This window comes from Haliscomenobacter sp. (genome assembly GCF_965225875.1).
Taxonomy (GTDB): domain Bacteria; phylum Bacteroidota; class Bacteroidia; order Chitinophagales; family Saprospiraceae; genus Haliscomenobacter.
In genome coordinates this window covers 3,807,574-3,823,769 of the sequence record NZ_CBDDBS010000002.1, presented here as the reverse complement: position 1 = coordinate 3,823,769, position 16,196 = coordinate 3,807,574, and the positions used below count along the sequence as shown (strand labels likewise).

Genomic DNA, 16,196 nt, shown 5'->3' with positions numbered 1-16,196 from the left:
TTTTCTTTTACCACCTAAGAAACTTTAGAAACCAAGATTCACCTCAGTTGTTGCTCCAATTTAAATTTCCGAATACACCGTAGGATTCAACAAATAAATAGTCGACTTCGAAACGGTGTGCTGATACTCCGGCAGTGCCGAGATTTTTTTCCAAAAAGCATCCGCCCCAAAAGCTTTCCACAACTCATTGCGCTTTTCGATGTTGTCAAAAGAAGTCATGTACATCAGGTTGGGCATGCGACGACCGGCCAATACTTCACCATAAAATACCGCATTGAAGCCCAAACGGGTAAAAATGCTGATTTCCTGACCCTCGTTGAACATGTGTACTTTCTTTTGGTACAACTTCTCCGTAGCCCCTTCATAACTCCGCAATTCGTACACCCGATCAGTCACGTTTCCACCGAGTTTGGGCAACTGGTGAAAAGGCATGTCTTTAAATGCCTGGATCACGATGGATTCCATACGCACATACACGGGTTTGTCCCAGGGTGCATTCAAGTATTCCGAACCCGCGCTTTGAAAAGCAGCATCTTTGTCCAAAGCCGTCAAAAGTGTGCTGAGCTGATCCAGTTTCTTTAAGGGAATGAAGACAAAAATGCGTTTGCCGAAGGTCGTATCCGTTTTTATGGGTTTGTACACCCCAACTTTGCTGATTCCTGCACGGTGTAAGGCCGGTAGATAAGCTTTTTCTAAATACTGATCCACTTTGGCTTCTTGCTCGGGCCCGTTGATGGTGTAAATTTTGATTTCGTAGTACTCTCGTTTGAGGGCAGCATCGTTGGTAGTATTACTGAAAAAAAGCACAATCAAGATTGCGCCAAACACTTGCAGAATTGGTTTGATGTAACTCATCGCTGTTTGATGTTTGTTTAAGGTAGTGTGAAACGTTAAAGGTAATTATTTTCTAAGGGTGATAAAAAATAACTGTTCATTTTTGCCCCACTACTAAATGTACTTTCCCCAACACAAGTTGTGAATTTTCCATTCTTCTAGCTGCTGGTTTATATTTTTGTAAAAAATTCTCAACCCATGAGACAAACCTTTGCCATAATCTGTTTTGCCTTGAATTGTTTGTGGTTTAGCACCCCAGTTTTTGCCCAAAATCAAAATGACCATGTGCCTGGGGAAATCCTGGTTCAACTCCGTGCTACCGTACGTGCCAGTGCCTGGGCGAGCCAGGAAGCAAGTTTACGCGCAGCTGGATCGGGCTTTGTACTAGATGGAGGCACCCTATCCGAACCTATGAACATCTGGAAATTGCGATTTGACCCCGATACCCAGGATGAGAATGAGCTCCTGGCTCGGCTTCGACGTGATCCAGCCATTCTTGCGGCCCAATTCAATCATTATATCGAACTTCGTTCAGCCACCCCGAATGACCCCGAATTTGCCAAACAGTGGTACCTGTCGAACACCGGGCAGGATGGTGGCTTTTTAGGTCTTGACCTGGGGATGCCTCAAGCCTGGGACATTACCAAAGGTGGACTCACACCAGGAGGGGACACAATTGTGGTTTGTGTCATTGACGATGGGATTGATACAACCCACCGCGATTTAAAAGCCAATTTGTGGGTCAACCGAGCCGAAATCCCCAACAACAACATTGATGATGATGAAAACGGTTACATCGACGATTACCGTGGCTGGAACGTGCGCCGCAGGAATGACGACATCAGTGAAGATGCTTCGCATGGTACTGAAGTAGCAGGATTTATTGGCGCAGTGGGCAACAACAATTATGGCGTTAGTGGGGTAAACTGGAAAGTAAAAATGATGGGTGTTTTTGGTGGGTACAATTCTGGTACAGAAGACATCATCATCCAAGCCTACAACTATCCTTTTATTCAGCGGAGGCTTTACAATCAAAGTGGAGGCAAAAAAGGCGCTTTTGTGGTAGCCACCAATGCCTCCTGGGGCATAGAACGCGCCATGCCTACTGAATACCCCATTTGGTGTAGTTTTTTTGATAGTTTAGGCTACCAGGGCATCATGAACATTTGTGCTACCGACAACGATGTTCGGGATGTGGATGCGACTGGTGATATGCCCGGAAGTTGTGGGAGCCCTTACATCATCAACGTAACCAGTATGAACCGCACAGGTGCGATGAACCATGCTTATGGAAAAGTTACGGTTGATTTGGCTGCTTTTGGCGACCAGGCCATTACTACAGCGAAAAACAATGGATTTATAACTACCTCGGGCACTTCATTTGCAGCCCCACAGGTGGCAGGAGCAGTGGGTTTGTTGTATGCTGCCCCTTGTCCTACTTTGGCTTCTTTGGCCAGGCGCGACCCCAAAGCGGCGGCTTTATGGATCAGGCGATTGATCCTGGAAAATGTCAAACCCCACTTTAACTTAAAAACTACAACCAGTACCGGCGGCCACCTCCAGGTGTACAACAGTTTATTGGCTTTGGCGAAAGAATGTGGTTCCTGCCCTTCTTTGGTTAGTGTAGCAATCAGCAACATTACGATAAACAGTGCCCGACTAGGCTGGACGAGTAATGATAGCATTCAAAGAGTCGATTTGCGTTTCCGAATTAAGGGCAGTGCGACCTGGACCACGATCGAACGAGCACTTCCCCCCTATAATTTTACTGATTTAAAACCCTGCACGGATTATGAGTACCAGCTCAAAACCTATTGTCGCAATACCAGTGTTAATTTTGATGAGCTCTTCAGCTTCCGCACCGACGGTTGTTGCGAGCCGCCTTCCCAGGTGACAATACCTACGGGCATTATCTCCAGCGTGATCATCCGCTGGCAGCCAGTAACGGCAGCGAGTTCGTATACCTTCCGCTACCGGATAGTTGGAACTACTGCCTGGTCTTCCTTGACTCCACCTTTCACTTCCGCTAATTTGCGGAATTTGCAGGCCTGTACCGAGTATGAATTCCAGATTCGTTCTGAATGCCTGGATGGCAGCTCCTCGGTGTTTAGCAAAAGTTTCACGTTCAAAACGCGCAACTGCGGGGCTTGCCTGGACAAGGATTATTGTGCCGAAACCATCTTGATAGACCAGTCTGAGCAGGAGTGGATCACCGGGGTTCAGGTAGGCAGTTTTAATAACTCTAGTGCCCGCAACGGTTATGGGGATTTCACGGGGCTAAAAGGATTGGATTTGCGTTCGGGTCAAAGCTACAATTTTAAAGTGACCATGGGTTACAAGGGGACATTGTTCAACGAGTTTGTGGTAGCCTGGATTGACCTCAATCAGGATGGGGTATTTGGGAACAATGAAGCCCTTTACAATTCGGGGGCCAAAAAAGATACCGTATTCAGTGGGGTCATCAACATTCCTGCGAATACGCCTTCCGGACCTACCCGGATGCGCGTAGCGCTGCGGTACAACAGCGAGCCCAGCACCTGTTTTTCGGGAAGCAGCAATTTTTATGGCGAAATTGAAGACTATTGTGTCAACATCAACCTGATCTCCACTTCGACCAATGCCATAAATCCGGCCAGCCAATTGCACATTTTCCCCAATCCCTTTGGAGATGAATTTGTGGTGAGCCTTAAACTGCCTAGCAGCGCCCCCAAAGCGCAATTAGAGGTTTGGAACGCCCAGGGGCAAATGGTTCACAACCGTACCTTGGCTATCCCGGGCAATACGGTGCTGCAGGAAACCATCACCGCTCAGGATTGGCCGAAAGGACTTTACATGGTTCGTTTGCGCAATGGAAATGAAGAAGCCTGGGGGAAAGTGTTGAAGGTGGAATAGGGTTTCATTGCTCGAGGAACCTTCGGGGAGGGGTTTTAGATGGCGCGTTACCACCTAATTCTCACTCACTGTTCCCCAAGAATACAAACCATAAGACAAAGGCCCCATTAGCTGAAAATTGCTAATGGGGCCTTTCAATTCACTCCGTTTGGAGATGGCTTATTTATCGTCGCCGAAGAAAGCCAAAATCCGATCGGCCAATTCCAAACCAATGTTGGCCTGAGCTTCAAGCGTAGAAGCACCGATGTGTGGAGTGAGCGAAATATTGGGATGCGTCAGGATTTCCGGGCGTGGTGTGGGTTCGAAGTCAAATACGTCCAAACCGGCACCAGCCACCTTGCCGCTAGCCATTGCTTCCAGTAGTGCTTCTTCATCTACCGTTCCGCCGCGAGAGGTGTTGATCAAACAAACCCCTTTTTTCATTTTGTCGAACTGGGCCTTGCCAATAATGGGGGTGCCACCACTGAAAGGAACGTGTAGGGTGATGAAGTCAGATTTAGCGAGCAGTTCTTCCATTTCCACGGTAGGCACCGTTACGGCCATGGTGATGTACTCACTGTTGTAAGGTTTAATGTCGATGCGGGCTTCGTCGATCATAAGGTCGGCAGCCAGTACGTTCATTCCCAGACCAATCCCGATGCGCGCTGCTTCCTGACCGATCCGGCCAAAGCCGATGATACCCAGGGTACGGCCGCGCAACTGAATGCCTTCGGAGAATTTTTTCTTGAGCTTGTCATACTCAGTGCCGCCCGTTACTGGCATGGCCCGGTTGGAGCTATGCAGGAAACGCGCCAGACTAAACATGTGCGCAAACGCCAATTCCGCAACCGCTTGTGAGGAAGCTGCTGGTGTATTGAACACGGTGATGCCCTTGGAGCGGGCATAATCTGTATCAATGTTGTCCAAGCCAACACCACCACGAGCAACGATTTTGAGGTTGGTCCCCGCATCAATTACTTCCTTGGTGACTTTGGTTGCACTGCGTACGATCAGTACATCGTACTGGCCGATAACGCCAGGTAGGTCCGCCTGTGGAATCCGGGTAGTGTCTACTTCATAACCCGCTTCTTCAAGTAGTGTTTGACCGTCTGGGCTGATGCCATCATTGGCAAGGATCTTGATCATTCTGATAGGATTTTTCAAAAAATTTGACCCTAATTTTGAAATTCTCCGCAAAGAAAAGGATTTTTTTTGAAAGCGTGGTTATTACAGCGGGAAAGTTGGTGGAATGCTAAGTTGCTCAGTGTCGCTTTTTAAGGATGGCTTGGATTCAAATTACATCCAGGTAAAACTGGTATACTTTATGTCGTGAGTTTTCATGAATTCGCCAAATAAAGTATAGGCATTGGGTACGCTGAACTCCTTTTTAATTGCAGCCAATAAACCTGCTCTATCTTCCATTTGCAAATTAAAAATCGGATAGAATTTTTTGACCTCTTCCGGTTCAATCGTATGGGTGTATTCGTAGTCTAAATCATCAAATCTTTCTTTTACGGCACTACCAATGTCATATCCATCGAAAAACAATTGGTTGTTTTCATTGAAATAAATTTGGATCGATATTTTAATGTCGGGTAGTTCCAGATAGAAGAGGGTTGTTTTTTCCATATAGAAAATTATTTGCCACTTAATTGCATATGGCCTAAAGTAAACCAAAAGTAGTGAAACAGCAACTCACGACACCATTATTCACCTCATCACGCTGATAAACCTTTCCATCTCCTCCCTCGTCCCAATCGTAATCCGAGTCCATAGCCCCGCGTCCTCATAAATCCTTGTGCCAATGATGTTGTTGCTGCTCAGTTTTTGAAAATAGTCTTGCTTGTAATTCGCCAGGGAGAAATAGACAAAGTTGGCGTGGGAGGGAATACAAGCCAAATTGAGTTGTTTTAATTGTTCGATGGTGTATTTTTTCACTTGTTCGTTTAAAGCAGAGGTGTCAGTCATGAACTTTTCGTCGGTCAAAGATGCCAAAGCTGCTGCCACCGACATTACACTGATGTTTCCACTCACCCAGGATTGTAATGCGCCGAGTTGTTCAAGCGTTGTCGCCTCTCCAATCGCATAACCAATCCTTGCACCGGCCAGACCGTGTAATTTTGAAAAAGTTTTGACCACAATGAGGTTTTTATTCCCCACCACAAGCGGACCTAAAGATGTTTCCTTGCTAAAATCCAGATAGGCTTCATCTACCAGCACGATTGCTTTTTTGCTCGCTTCATGGATAAAATTGAGCAGCTTATTGTGCTCACAAATGGTTCCGGTAGGGTTGTTGGGATTACAGACATACACCAAACGGGTGTCGACACTGATGGCTTGCAGCATGGCCTCCAGATTCAGTTCCTTATTGGCATTTAAGGGAACTTTGATGGCTTGTAATCCCAGCTTTTTTGCGGTGGGAATCCAATTGTCATAGCTTGGATTGGCTGTAACCAGGTTGCCTTTGGTAGAAGCAGCGAGCCGAACCACCAAATCAATAATTTCAGTAGAACCAGCCCCGACCAAGATGTTCTCAGCGCTGACTTTATTTTTTTTAGCCAGTGCCTCCACTAAATCAGTAGTCAGCTGCCAATTGTAGCGATTGCTGCTATTGATGCTTTTAGCCATGGCTGCCCTGGCTAAAGGGGAAGGGCCGTAGGGATTTTCGTTGGAGTTTAAGTTAATGGTAGCATCACCCACTATCGATTCAAAAAAATCCACAGTAGGTGAAGCAAGAGTGTTGAAATTCGCGAGGCCAATACCCGATACGCCTATCCCGAGCTGTTTTAGCCAATTTCTTCGATTGATTTGCATGGTTCTAGTTTAAGCATTATCGGGATTGGTTGTAACAAAAGGGCAAAAATTACACCATCCAGCCAATCAGTACCTGCAATTTTTTGTCAAGCAGCATTCTACTTGGTTTTAAAAACCGCATGCTCCTCATCACCCCCGGCCTTCAAATACGCCACCAAATCCTTCAATTCTTCCACATTCAGGGGATTGACCAAACCAGGAAGCATTACTGAAACGGTTGAGTAGTTTTTAGCCACCACGTCTTTTTTGTTGACTTTGACCAAAAAATCAGGCGCGTAAGGGTTTTGGGACACGTAATAATGCTCAGTGTCCTGATTGGCGATTTTGCCTACCAGGCTTTTCCCATTTTTCAGCTCAAACTGAGTTGCTGCGTATTGGTCGGAGATTGCTTTGCTGGGTTCAAGGATGGCCTCCAGGATGTCTTTGGTGCTAAAGCGGGTACCAATTTGGGTGAGATCAGGGCCGATATTTCCTCCTTCACCTTTAATGGCATGGCAGCGTGAACAGGTGGTAGCCACGTACATCGCTTTACCCCTTTTGAAATCTCTACCACTCAACTCAGCCGTAAAAATGGTATCCATGTCCTTTACTTTGTAGTTTTTCCCAGGGCCTTTGGGGTAATCTTCCTGGGCTATATCATTACCGGACTTAGTCAGCAATTCCGCGCCCGAAAGTTGGTTGTAATACTCCCTTTTGTTGGCAGGAACATTCTCCAGGGCTATCTTCCTGGCTTTGTCAATAAATCCGACGTAGCTATTGCCCCCTTTGAGGGTAAAGGCGTATTTGTACCAGGCAAAATATTGCTCCCGCATTTCGGGAGTCCAACCCACCTTTGCCTTGGCCAGCATGATTGCCAGGTAAGTTTGTTGGGGAGCAGGCATTTTTTCCAACATTTTGGCAATGTCCAGGCCATATTGGGGATTACGCAGGATCAAGTCTTCGGAGGTGGTGGCAAGTCCTTCGTTGGGGTCGTACTGCTCTTTTTTCGCCATCAAGGCCAGGGTTTTGGGCAAAACCGCTGGGGCCTCCAAAAATACCAGCAGCTTGCAATAGGCTTTGTTGTGCTCTCTGGAACTGCTAGGGTATTGGGCATTCAGCAGGGCCGTAATTTTTGCTTTTTGGGCCGATTCAGGCATGCCAAAGCGGGCAAAGACCAGTTCATACGCCCGCAACACATCCAGCTGCTGGGTGGGTGAAATTTTGAGGTAATTGATTCCTGACAGGGCATTTAGAATGGCCGTTTTGTCATTTGCCGTTCCACTGCGGGTAAGCCCGATCAGGGCATTGGTCAAGGCGATCGGGTTGGTTTCCGCCAGGGCTTTGCTTTTCCATCCCTCTACCGCCTGATGTTCAAGGGCTAAACGCGCGGCATATCGAACGGCCCGGTCGGGGTGCCCGAGGTAGGGCCATGCGGTAGTTATTGCTGCGGGGTTCCCAGGGGCATGAAAAGCCTCCAGTTTCCGGCGGAGTTTATTTTCTTCCGTCAAAGGAGTGGTTTCTGAACTGGTCGTTGCTTCTGGACCATTATAATATACGCGGTACAAATCCGATTCGAGCCGGCGGCCTCCAGTCAAAAAATACAAGGCACCATCCGGGCCAATCGCACCATCTGTCAATGGCAAGGGTACTCCTGACAGGAACTCCTCACGGGTAGCCGTGTAGGTCGAGCCGCTAGGTTTGAGGTGTATGGCGTGGATGATCCCAAAACTCCAGTCAAAAGCCAGCAGGGTCTGCTTGTATTTGGCAGGAAACTTTGCTTCTTTGGCGTATAACAAATTGGTAGGCGACCCCTGGCCAATGTTGATAACGGGGGGTAAATTGTCAGGAAAACTTGGCGACCACTTGCCATCACCCGTCCGCCAGCCAAACTCGGAGCCACTGGTGGCATGACAAATCCGGGTAGGCCGATACCAGGGCAGGCCAAAATCCCACTCCATGTCGGCGTCGTACACAAAAAGGTCGCCCACGTCATTGAAAGCCATATCGAAAGGATTGCGGTAACCTGCCGAAATCAGTTCCCATTTGGTGCCCTCAGGGTTGACATTGGCCACCCAACCACCGGGTTCTTTGCGGTCGTTGGCATGCCCACGGGGGTCTTTGATTTCGGGGAAAAGGTTGTCGTATTTCCAGGTTTGAGGCAATTTGTAGGCATCCATAGTGGGCAAATCCGTGTAATTGCCACAAATCACGTAAAGCGATTTTTTATCGGGGGAAAGTTTGATGCTGTGCGGGCCGTGCTCGCCTTCACCGACCAGGTTTTTGAGCAGGGTGAGTTTGTCGAACTGATCGTCGCCATCGGTATCCTGCAAACGGTAAAAACCGGAACCTTTGGGTAGGTTTTTATTGGCGCGGTTGTTGACCATGACGTACAGGCTGTTGAAGGCATACAACAAACCGTGGGCTGCACCAAAATTGAGGGTATCGTTCTCCAGTTTTATTTTTTCAATTTTAGGACTCAAGTCTTTGGAGCCAATCGCAGGAATTTCCAGGCGATAAATGCCACCATATTGATCTGAAGCCAACATACGTCCTTTGTCGTCAAAACACATCGACACCCAGGAACCTTCCTTACTTTCGGATGGGCTGTAAAGGTGTTCGGCTACAAAGCCAGGAGGCAGTTTCAGGTTATCCGTTTTGGGAGGATTAGCCGGAAGGTCAGGCCGAAAGAATTGCAGAGAAAATGTTCCCAATAGCATTACTGGCAACAACAGGTACCAACGCATTCTGGCTAATCGTTTCATCATCTTAAAATTAAAGGTCTTTTAAATTAAAAATACACCCTGCCACTGGCTCTTGTCCCCGCAAAATGGCCAGCACATTATTCACTGTGCTCACACACATGTTTTTGTAGGTGGTGGCAGTTAGGCTGCTTACATGGGCGGTAATCAATGCTTTAGGGTGCGAGATCAAAGCATCGTCAGCAGTGGGTGCGGGAGAAGTCGGTACATCGGCACCATAACCAGCCAGTTTCCCGGAATTCAGGGCATCAACCAGTGCTGCTTTATCTACAATCTGCCCGCGGGCCGTATTGACGATGATGCAATTGGGTTTTACCTTGCTCAAAGCTTCGGCATTGATCAGGTTGCTGGTTTCAGCCGTCAAGGGTACGTGGATGGAAATGAGGTCGGCAGTAGCCAACAATTCAGCCTTTGATACATACTGATAGGGAACATCCTTTGGTGATTTTGACCAATAGACGACCCGCATGCCCAAGGCTTCGGCAATTTTCGCCACTTTTAAGCCAATGTTGCCCAAACCCAGGATGCCCAGGGTTTTTTCCCCCAGTTCATCACTTTTAAAGCTGCTGCGTGCGGCCCAGTTGCCACTTTTGACATCGTTGAGCGCCTGATAAAGATTGCGTTGCAGCAGCAGCATCAGGGCAATGGTGTGTTCCGCTACGGTGGAGGCGTTGGAGCCTGGAGCGTTCACTACTTTGATTTTTCGTCTGCTTGCTTCGGCTACATCAACGTTATCAAGTCCCACACCACAGCGGGCGGCCACGACAAGCTGAGGGCAGGTATCCATCAAGGCCGAGTTGACCTGGCCGAGTCCACGGGTAATGACAGCGTCAATTTGGGATAAAACTTCGGCAGGAGGTAGCCCGGTAAAAGCGGTAAATACCGCCACATCTTTTGCTTCGCTGAGCAATTGATTGGCTTCTTCGGCAATGGTTTCGAGTAGCAGGATGTTTTTCATGCGTGGTCGGACATATTGACTAGGCCTTGGGTCTGTCTTGGGAACGAGTGAAAAATAACCCCTCTAAGGTGTTCTAAGGTGCCTAAGGTGGTAAAAAAATAAGCATTTTCGCGCTCGCGCGCTTTTGTTTTTATTGAACCACCTTAGACACCTTAGAACACCTTAGTTGGCGCAAAATTAGTTGTGGTACAAAGTCGCGTCTTTGGACTTATACCCCCGGAAATCATTGCGCCCAGAGACGTAAATCCCCGCCTGAAACAACTCATCTTCAAAAATAGCCGGATCAATTTCAGAACCAGGCTTGCAGGACAACTCCAGCAAATTGCCCGAAGGATCCCGCACGAACATCTGAATCGGTCCATCCGGCAATTGCCGAACTTTCCCCCAGGGCGAAGTATCGATCACCCCCAACTCTTTCATGCGCCAAAAGATGGCATTGATGTCGTCCACTTGCATGCATATATGCCCGCGGAAGGAGTACGTGTCGTCCCACTCAGTCAAGTGAAGCTGCTGGGTTTCGTTGATCTTGAAAAAGGCAGTGGGATAGTCAAATAAGAAGGCGGGGATAATTTCCATGCCCAGTTCTTTTTCATAAAATTCGCAGGCAGCTTCCAGGTTGCTCACCACAAGTGCCACGTGATTGATGCCGATTGCTTTTGCCATAACACTAGATTTTTTGCTTGAATTCATGTACAAAATCCCAGTTGGGCGTCAATCCCAAGCCGGGAGCCGTGGGTGCGGAAAGCATCCCATTTTCAACCGTGATTTTTTCTTTCACCAGGTCGTACATCATCGGATTGCCGCCCAGCGAAAACTCAATCACTACCGCTGCCGGGGACGCAAAGGCCACATTGACCCCCGCCATAAAAGAAAAAGCGGAGCCCCAACAATGCGGCGCCAATTCCAACTGGTACGTATGGGCCAATTGTGCTACCCGCATCGATTCGGTGATGCCACCAATGATCGCTGAGTCGGGTTGGACAACATCCAGAGCACGCACTTCGATCAGGTCACGCACATCAAATGCGGTGTATTCACTTTCACCTGCTGCAATGGGAATAGCAGTAGAGGCGCGCACTTCAGCCGTGCCATGTCGGTTGTCGGGGCTGATGGGTTCTTCAAACCAGTAGAGGTTGCAGTCTTCGACCCCGCGACAAAACTGTTTGGCTTCCGGCACACTAAAAGTACCATGAGCATCGGTCATGAGTTTGATGTGGTCGCCGATCGCTTCCCGCGCGGCGCGTACCCGCTTGACACTTTCGCCAACCGTTTCGTCCATGATACCGACCCGCATTTTGACCCCCTTAAATCCTTTCTCGATGTAGCTATTGAGCTGTTCGCCGATTTTATCTGCACCTGCCCAGCCGCCACTGGCATAGGCTTCCATGGTATCGCGACAAGCACCGCCCAAAAGCTCTACCACCGGAACCCCCAGGGCTTTGCCTTTGAGGTCCCATAGGGCAGTATCCACCCCACTCATGGCCGAGACGGTCAATCCGCGACGGCCTAAAATGGGAAACTTGCGTCCCCGGGATAAGGCGTAATGGTCACGCGTACCATTGTACACATGCTCCCAGATGCGCGAAATGTGGCGGGCATCCTTCCCGACCAACAGAGGTTTTAACTCCTTTTCTACACAAGTTACAATGGAGGCGCAGACCCCCGATGAGCCTACGGCTGCTTTGGCTTCGCCAAAACCTTGTAGCCCACTATCGGTAGTTACCACCACCAGGGTCATGTCAAAATCGGTCAGCAGGCCATAGTCGGAACGGTGCTGTTTTTCTTTGGGAATGGGACAACGCAGCCAGAAGGCTTCTACATTGGTGATTTTCATATCAGTGCACTAAGTGTTTCTATGGATTTCCGGGTCAACATGGTGTAAAACTCTTCGGTTACAGCCGAGCTACCGTGGTCTTCCAGGAATTTCTTTTGTTCAGGACTGAGTCCTTCTGGATTGGTTTCAATGGAATTCGGGTGTGGGTTGGCGGGAGTACGATCCAAAGGTGAGCAAAACTCTACCGAAAGTACCTCATCGTAGCCAATTTCATGGAGGGTAGCGATGATTTTTTTCCAATCCAATTTGCCCATGCCGGGTGCCATGCGGTTGTTGTCGGCTACGTGGAACCCAACCAATCTGCCCTTGGCGCGACGGATGGCTTCAAACATGTCGTCTTCTTCGATGTTCATGTGGAAGGTATCGAGGCAAACTCCACAATTGGGGCCGACCGCTTTGGCCAGGGCAAGGGCTTGATCTCCACGGTTGATGAAATAGGTTTCAAAGCGGTTGATCGGTTCAATGCCCAATAAAATGCCGACGCTTTCGGCATAGGCGTAAATCTCCTGCATGCCCTCTACAGCCCATTCCCATTCTTCTTCCGGGCGACCATCGGGGATGATTTTGCCCACCGTGGCGGGTACGACTGAAACCATGGTGCCATTGAGTTCCTTGACCATCGTCACGACGTCTTTGACGTACTGTACCGAGGCGGCTCTTTGGGTTTTGTTTTTGGCCAGCAGGTTTCGCTCTTCCAACATCAGGGTTACCGAGCCCCAACAAGTGAGCCCATGATCTTGTAGTAATTTTCCTACATACTTCGTATCGTAAGCCTCGGGAGTGCCCTGAATTTCAAGTTTGTGATAACCCAAGGATGCTATGCGTGCAATCGTTTTTTCGATTGTTTCGGCGCGCATCCAGTTGTGTATCGCCAGTTTCATGCGTATCTGATTTTGGTGGTTGTCTAAAGTATCAAGTGCCATCAACAATAACCAGGCACCTATTTTCCAGCATTTGCCGTCAAGGGATGTTCTTTCAAGAGTTTTTTGCTCTGGTAAAAAGCTTTTGTCCCCTTGAGCTTGGCCCGAATTTCCTTCACTTTTTCCGGCGAAATGACCGAGGCCTTGTTGCCAAAAGAATTGCGGATGTAGGTAGCTACGGCGGCCAGCTCCTGGTCGTTGAGCATCCCTTCAAAAGGGGTCATCGGAACCATTCCTTCGTAGTTTTTTCCCTCCACTACAATCGGCCCCATCAGCCCTTTGAGGATAATTTTGATGAGTCGCTCTTCGGAACCAGTTACCCACTCGGTACCAGACAAAGGAGGAAATCCAGAACCTGGTAAACCTTTGCCATCAGCCTGGTGACAGGTGATGCAAAAACCTTCTTTGGAGTAAAGGGCTTTGCCCTGGTTGAATGCCTCGAAGTCTTTGCCTTTCAGGTTGGTCGTGCTGTATACTTCCTTGACTTTTTTTACCGCCCGGCCACTCAGGTGAGCCACCGCAGTTTCGTGGGCATGTACCATCCAATCGTCGAGTGGTTTCTTCTGAGCCTCTTCCAAAATGGGTAAACCCTTTTCGGGGCTGATTCGGGAAGCAGCTACAATGGCACCCAAACGAACCCGGCTGTTGTCATCCCGCACCGCCTGCATCAACAATTCGGCCTGGTCTTTGACCTGATGGCCCGTAAAACGCAAGACCTCAATGGCCGCAGCCCGAACCCGGTAATCTTTAGCTTTGAGGAGTTGCTTCAACAGTTGTTGATTCACTTTATCCAAGCCCCAGCTCACCCAGAGGCCTTCCAACTGGTGGTGCTCGTATTGTGGATCATTTTTGTCCAGTGCAGCCAGCCACTTGTCTAGTTTGGATAAAACTTCCGTTGCGTTTCTTGCCCTCAATTCCCGACGGGTGCGGTAACGGGTACGGTATTCGGGCAGTTTCAGGTTGTCCAACAAGGTTTCAATGCTGGCGCCATCAATTTTTGCTGGTGTAACCAATGGGCGGGAAGGATAAGTGATCCGGTAAATCCGGCCATGTACGTGGTCGCGCAGCGGATCGCGCGCATTGTGCTGCATGTGGCCGATCAGGATGTTGTGCCAATCCACGATGTACAAAGAGCCATCTGGAGCAAACTCCATATCAACTGGCCGGAAATTACGGTCTTCGCTTACCAGCAAGTCCTGGCGGTGTTTGGTTTTATAACCCGTTCCATCATCCCAGATCTGGTGCTGTTTGGTGCCCAAAAAGCCAATCGTATTGTTGATCAGCATGTCGCCTTGCATTTCATCCGGAAAATGGCGGCTGGACACAAACTCTAGCCCCGAAGTAGGACGCACCATGTGGTCTTTTTCGATGAGTTGGAAACCTTTGTGGGTTGCCTCGCCATAACGGGGCAGTACGGTACCAGGAGTCATCCAGCGCACATCGGGGCTAGAAGTTTCGGCAAAAAAGGGTTGCCCCCAATTGTCGAACGCGATACCCCATGGATTAGGAATGGCCAATTGAGCAATCCGATCCAGTTTGTGCAATTGTGGACTGTAGCGGTAAAAACCACCATTGGTAGCCCTGACTGTACCGTAAGGCGTTTCCACACTGGTATGTAAAAACACCCCTTCGCCCGTGTAAATGGCACCTGATGGATCCGCACAAAATGCGCTGCTGTTGTGGTGGGTATCGTGGTCATCAAAACCACTGAGGATGATTTCCACTTTGTCCGCTTTGTCATCACCATTGGTATCGGTGTACAACTTGAGGTTGATGCCTTGAGAAACATATACCCCCTCGGGCGCAAATTCAAAGCCCAAGGGTAAGTGCAAACCCTCAGCAAAAGTTGTTTGTTTGTCCGCCTTGCCGTCGTTGTTGGTGTCTTCCAGGATGATCAGTTTGTCGTTGGGTTTGGCGTCGCCGGGTTTGTAGTGGGGGTAACTGGGCATGGTGGCCACCCAAAGCCTGCCTTTGTTGTCAAATGACAGCTGCACCGGATTGGCTAGATCGGTGAATTCCGCCTCGGAGGCGAAAAGTTCAATTTTATATCCAGGGGGCACTTTGAGTTTCTCCAAAGCCTCTTTGCCGTAGAGGTACTTCAGGCTGCCATTTTTTTCGGGGTTAAAATTGGTTTTGATTTCGGGCAAACTGCGGGTGGTTTTATCCGCAGCGGCCAGATCGGTTTTTTCTCCTTTTTGTGCAGCCAGCCAAATCGCCTTGTCGCGAATCGCCGTCATTTGGCGGATTTTTTCGATTTCAGCGGGATAGTTATCAGGGCCAAAGGGATCGTATCTGCGGCCATACACGTGTACGCCGTTGGGAATTTTGTAGTCGTTGTGCCACATCCAGTTTTTTTCCATCACCATTTCATGGATCAGCTTGCGATTCGCTTCGGCTTTGGCGGGGGCGCTGCCAAAAATTTCATCGCTCAGCAGTTTGGCCAGTTTTTTATACCCAGCTTCGTTGAGTTGGGCACCATCTATATTCAATGGTTCAGCGGTGTTGTCATACCATTGTTTGGAGGGGGTGAAGGCATCGACAAATTGCACCTTGTTTTGTTGGGCCACTGCTTTCATGGCGTTGGTGTAAAGCAGGAGATTTTTGTTCTCTTTTTCACCATTCGGCAAGTCATAAATACCGGTTAAATCTTCAAAAGCAATGGGGGAAACGATGGCCAATTGAGGAGCAGAACTGCCGTTGTATTTTTGGCTAAGGGTATGTTTGATAAAAGCATCCAACTCCTGCTTGTAATTTTCCAGGCCTGCTTCACCTTGGAAAGATTCGCTGTAACCGAAAAAAGCGATGATGATGTCGGTGTTGAGTTTGGTCAACCATTGATCCGGGCTATCGAAATGGCCTTCACTATCGGAATTATTGGCGTACTCGGTTTGAAATTTTTCCGCGCCTGGAAAAGCCCAGGGTGAAAAGCGCGAGGCGTGCGGCCTGAATCCGGGGGTCTCCCCTGGGTCACACATGTTGCGGATGAACAGTGATTTTTCGGGATAACGAACGTGCATTTCGGTTTCAAAAAGCCCGTAGTGCATCATTCTGGACCCCAGGTTGCCGCCAATCAAGGAAATATGGGCATCTTGTTTGAGCTCAAGCGTAAGGGGTTTTTGGAATTGTAAAACGCTGAACAACATAAAAACGAGCACGAAAATAGAATAGAAGGACCTGCGCTTGAAAGACATTGGTTGAATTGTTTAGGGTTGTGAAAAAGATGAGTA

11 protein-coding genes are annotated in these 16,196 nt (G+C 48.7%); 1 reads left to right on the top strand and 10 read right to left on the bottom strand.

Annotation, left to right across the window (positions count from 1 at the left end; genetic code table 11):
- Nucleotides 1-60 precede the first annotated feature (60 nt).
- Entirely contained in the window at nt 61-855 is a 795-nt protein-coding gene (locus ACO08K_RS17630) for an NIPSNAP family protein (protein WP_421797728.1), read from the bottom strand.
- A gap of 177 nt (nt 856-1,032) precedes the next feature.
- On the opposite strand from ACO08K_RS17630, the gene ACO08K_RS17625 reads away from it, so the two are divergent.
- Nucleotides 1,033-3,726, top strand: a complete 2,694-nt coding sequence (locus ACO08K_RS17625) for a S8 family serine peptidase (protein ID WP_421797727.1) — start codon at nt 1,033-1,035, stop codon at nt 3,724-3,726.
- 159 nt (nt 3,727-3,885) lie between these two features.
- Here ACO08K_RS17625 and ACO08K_RS17620 read toward each other — a convergent pair whose 3' ends face one another.
- The 9 genes from ACO08K_RS17620 to ACO08K_RS17580 form a co-directional block, all read right to left on the bottom strand.
- Nucleotides 3,886-4,851 (bottom strand): D-2-hydroxyacid dehydrogenase, encoded by a 966-nt coding sequence (locus ACO08K_RS17620; RefSeq protein ID WP_421797726.1) that lies wholly within the window; start codon nt 4,849-4,851, stop codon nt 3,886-3,888.
- A 150-nt stretch (nt 4,852-5,001) separates the two neighbouring features.
- Complete coding sequence (locus ACO08K_RS17615) at nt 5,002-5,334, bottom strand: hypothetical protein (RefSeq protein WP_421797725.1); 333 nt, start codon at nt 5,332-5,334, stop codon at nt 5,002-5,004.
- Nucleotides 5,335-5,415: 81 nt separating this feature from the next.
- Complete coding sequence (gene hisC / locus ACO08K_RS17610; protein WP_421797724.1) at nt 5,416-6,519, bottom strand: histidinol-phosphate transaminase; 1,104 nt, start codon at nt 6,517-6,519, stop codon at nt 5,416-5,418.
- 98 nt (nt 6,520-6,617) lie between these two features.
- Nucleotides 6,618-9,263 (bottom strand): c-type cytochrome, encoded by a 2,646-nt coding sequence (locus ACO08K_RS17605; protein WP_421797723.1) that lies wholly within the window; start codon nt 9,261-9,263, stop codon nt 6,618-6,620.
- Nucleotides 9,264-9,270: 7 nt separating this feature from the next.
- Complete coding sequence (locus ACO08K_RS17600; RefSeq protein ID WP_421797722.1) at nt 9,271-10,215, bottom strand: NAD(P)-dependent oxidoreductase; 945 nt, start codon at nt 10,213-10,215, stop codon at nt 9,271-9,273.
- Between the two features lie 177 nt (nt 10,216-10,392).
- Entirely contained in the window at nt 10,393-10,878 is a 486-nt protein-coding gene (locus tag ACO08K_RS17595) for a VOC family protein (RefSeq protein WP_421797721.1), read from the bottom strand.
- 4 nt (nt 10,879-10,882) lie between these two features.
- A complete protein-coding gene (locus tag ACO08K_RS17590; RefSeq protein ID WP_421797720.1) occupies nt 10,883-12,049 on the bottom strand; it encodes a mandelate racemase/muconate lactonizing enzyme family protein in 1,167 nt (388 codons plus the stop codon).
- Nucleotides 12,046-12,930 carry a sugar phosphate isomerase/epimerase family protein gene (locus ACO08K_RS17585; protein ID WP_421797719.1) on the bottom strand — a complete coding sequence of 295 codons (885 nt, stop codon included), beginning with the start codon at nt 12,928-12,930 and terminating at the stop codon, nt 12,046-12,048. Before ACO08K_RS17585 ends, ACO08K_RS17590 begins: the two co-directional genes overlap by 4 nt.
- Before the next feature lie 59 nt (nt 12,931-12,989).
- Nucleotides 12,990-16,160, bottom strand: coding sequence for a PVC-type heme-binding CxxCH protein (locus tag ACO08K_RS17580; protein WP_421797718.1), 3,171 nt, complete (start codon nt 16,158-16,160; stop codon nt 12,990-12,992).
- Nucleotides 16,161-16,196: the final 36 nt, after the last annotated feature.

Bases quoted from the DNA above. Each gene is read 5' to 3' on its own strand.
- ACO08K_RS17630 (WP_421797728.1), bottom strand. From the start codon at position 855: ATGAGTTACATCAAACCAATTCTGCAAGTGTTTGGCGCAATCTTGATT.
- ACO08K_RS17625 (WP_421797727.1), top strand. From the start codon at position 1,033: ATGAGACAAACCTTTGCCATAATCTGTTTTGCCTTGAATTGTTTGTGG.
- ACO08K_RS17620 (WP_421797726.1), bottom strand. From the start codon at position 4,851: ATGATCAAGATCCTTGCCAATGATGGCATCAGCCCAGACGGTCAAACA.
- ACO08K_RS17615 (WP_421797725.1), bottom strand. From the start codon at position 5,334: ATGGAAAAAACAACCCTCTTCTATCTGGAACTACCCGACATTAAAATA.
- hisC (WP_421797724.1), bottom strand. From the start codon at position 6,519: ATGCAAATCAATCGAAGAAATTGGCTAAAACAGCTCGGGATAGGCGTA.
- ACO08K_RS17605 (WP_421797723.1), bottom strand. From the start codon at position 9,263: ATGATGAAACGATTAGCCAGAATGCGTTGGTACCTGTTGTTGCCAGTA.
- ACO08K_RS17600 (WP_421797722.1), bottom strand. From the start codon at position 10,215: ATGAAAAACATCCTGCTACTCGAAACCATTGCCGAAGAAGCCAATCAA.
- ACO08K_RS17595 (WP_421797721.1), bottom strand. From the start codon at position 10,878: ATGGCAAAAGCAATCGGCATCAATCACGTGGCACTTGTGGTGAGCAAC.
- ACO08K_RS17590 (WP_421797720.1), bottom strand. From the start codon at position 12,049: ATGAAAATCACCAATGTAGAAGCCTTCTGGCTGCGTTGTCCCATTCCC.
- ACO08K_RS17585 (WP_421797719.1), bottom strand. From the start codon at position 12,930: ATGAAACTGGCGATACACAACTGGATGCGCGCCGAAACAATCGAAAAA.
- ACO08K_RS17580 (WP_421797718.1), bottom strand. From the start codon at position 16,160: ATGTCTTTCAAGCGCAGGTCCTTCTATTCTATTTTCGTGCTCGTTTTT.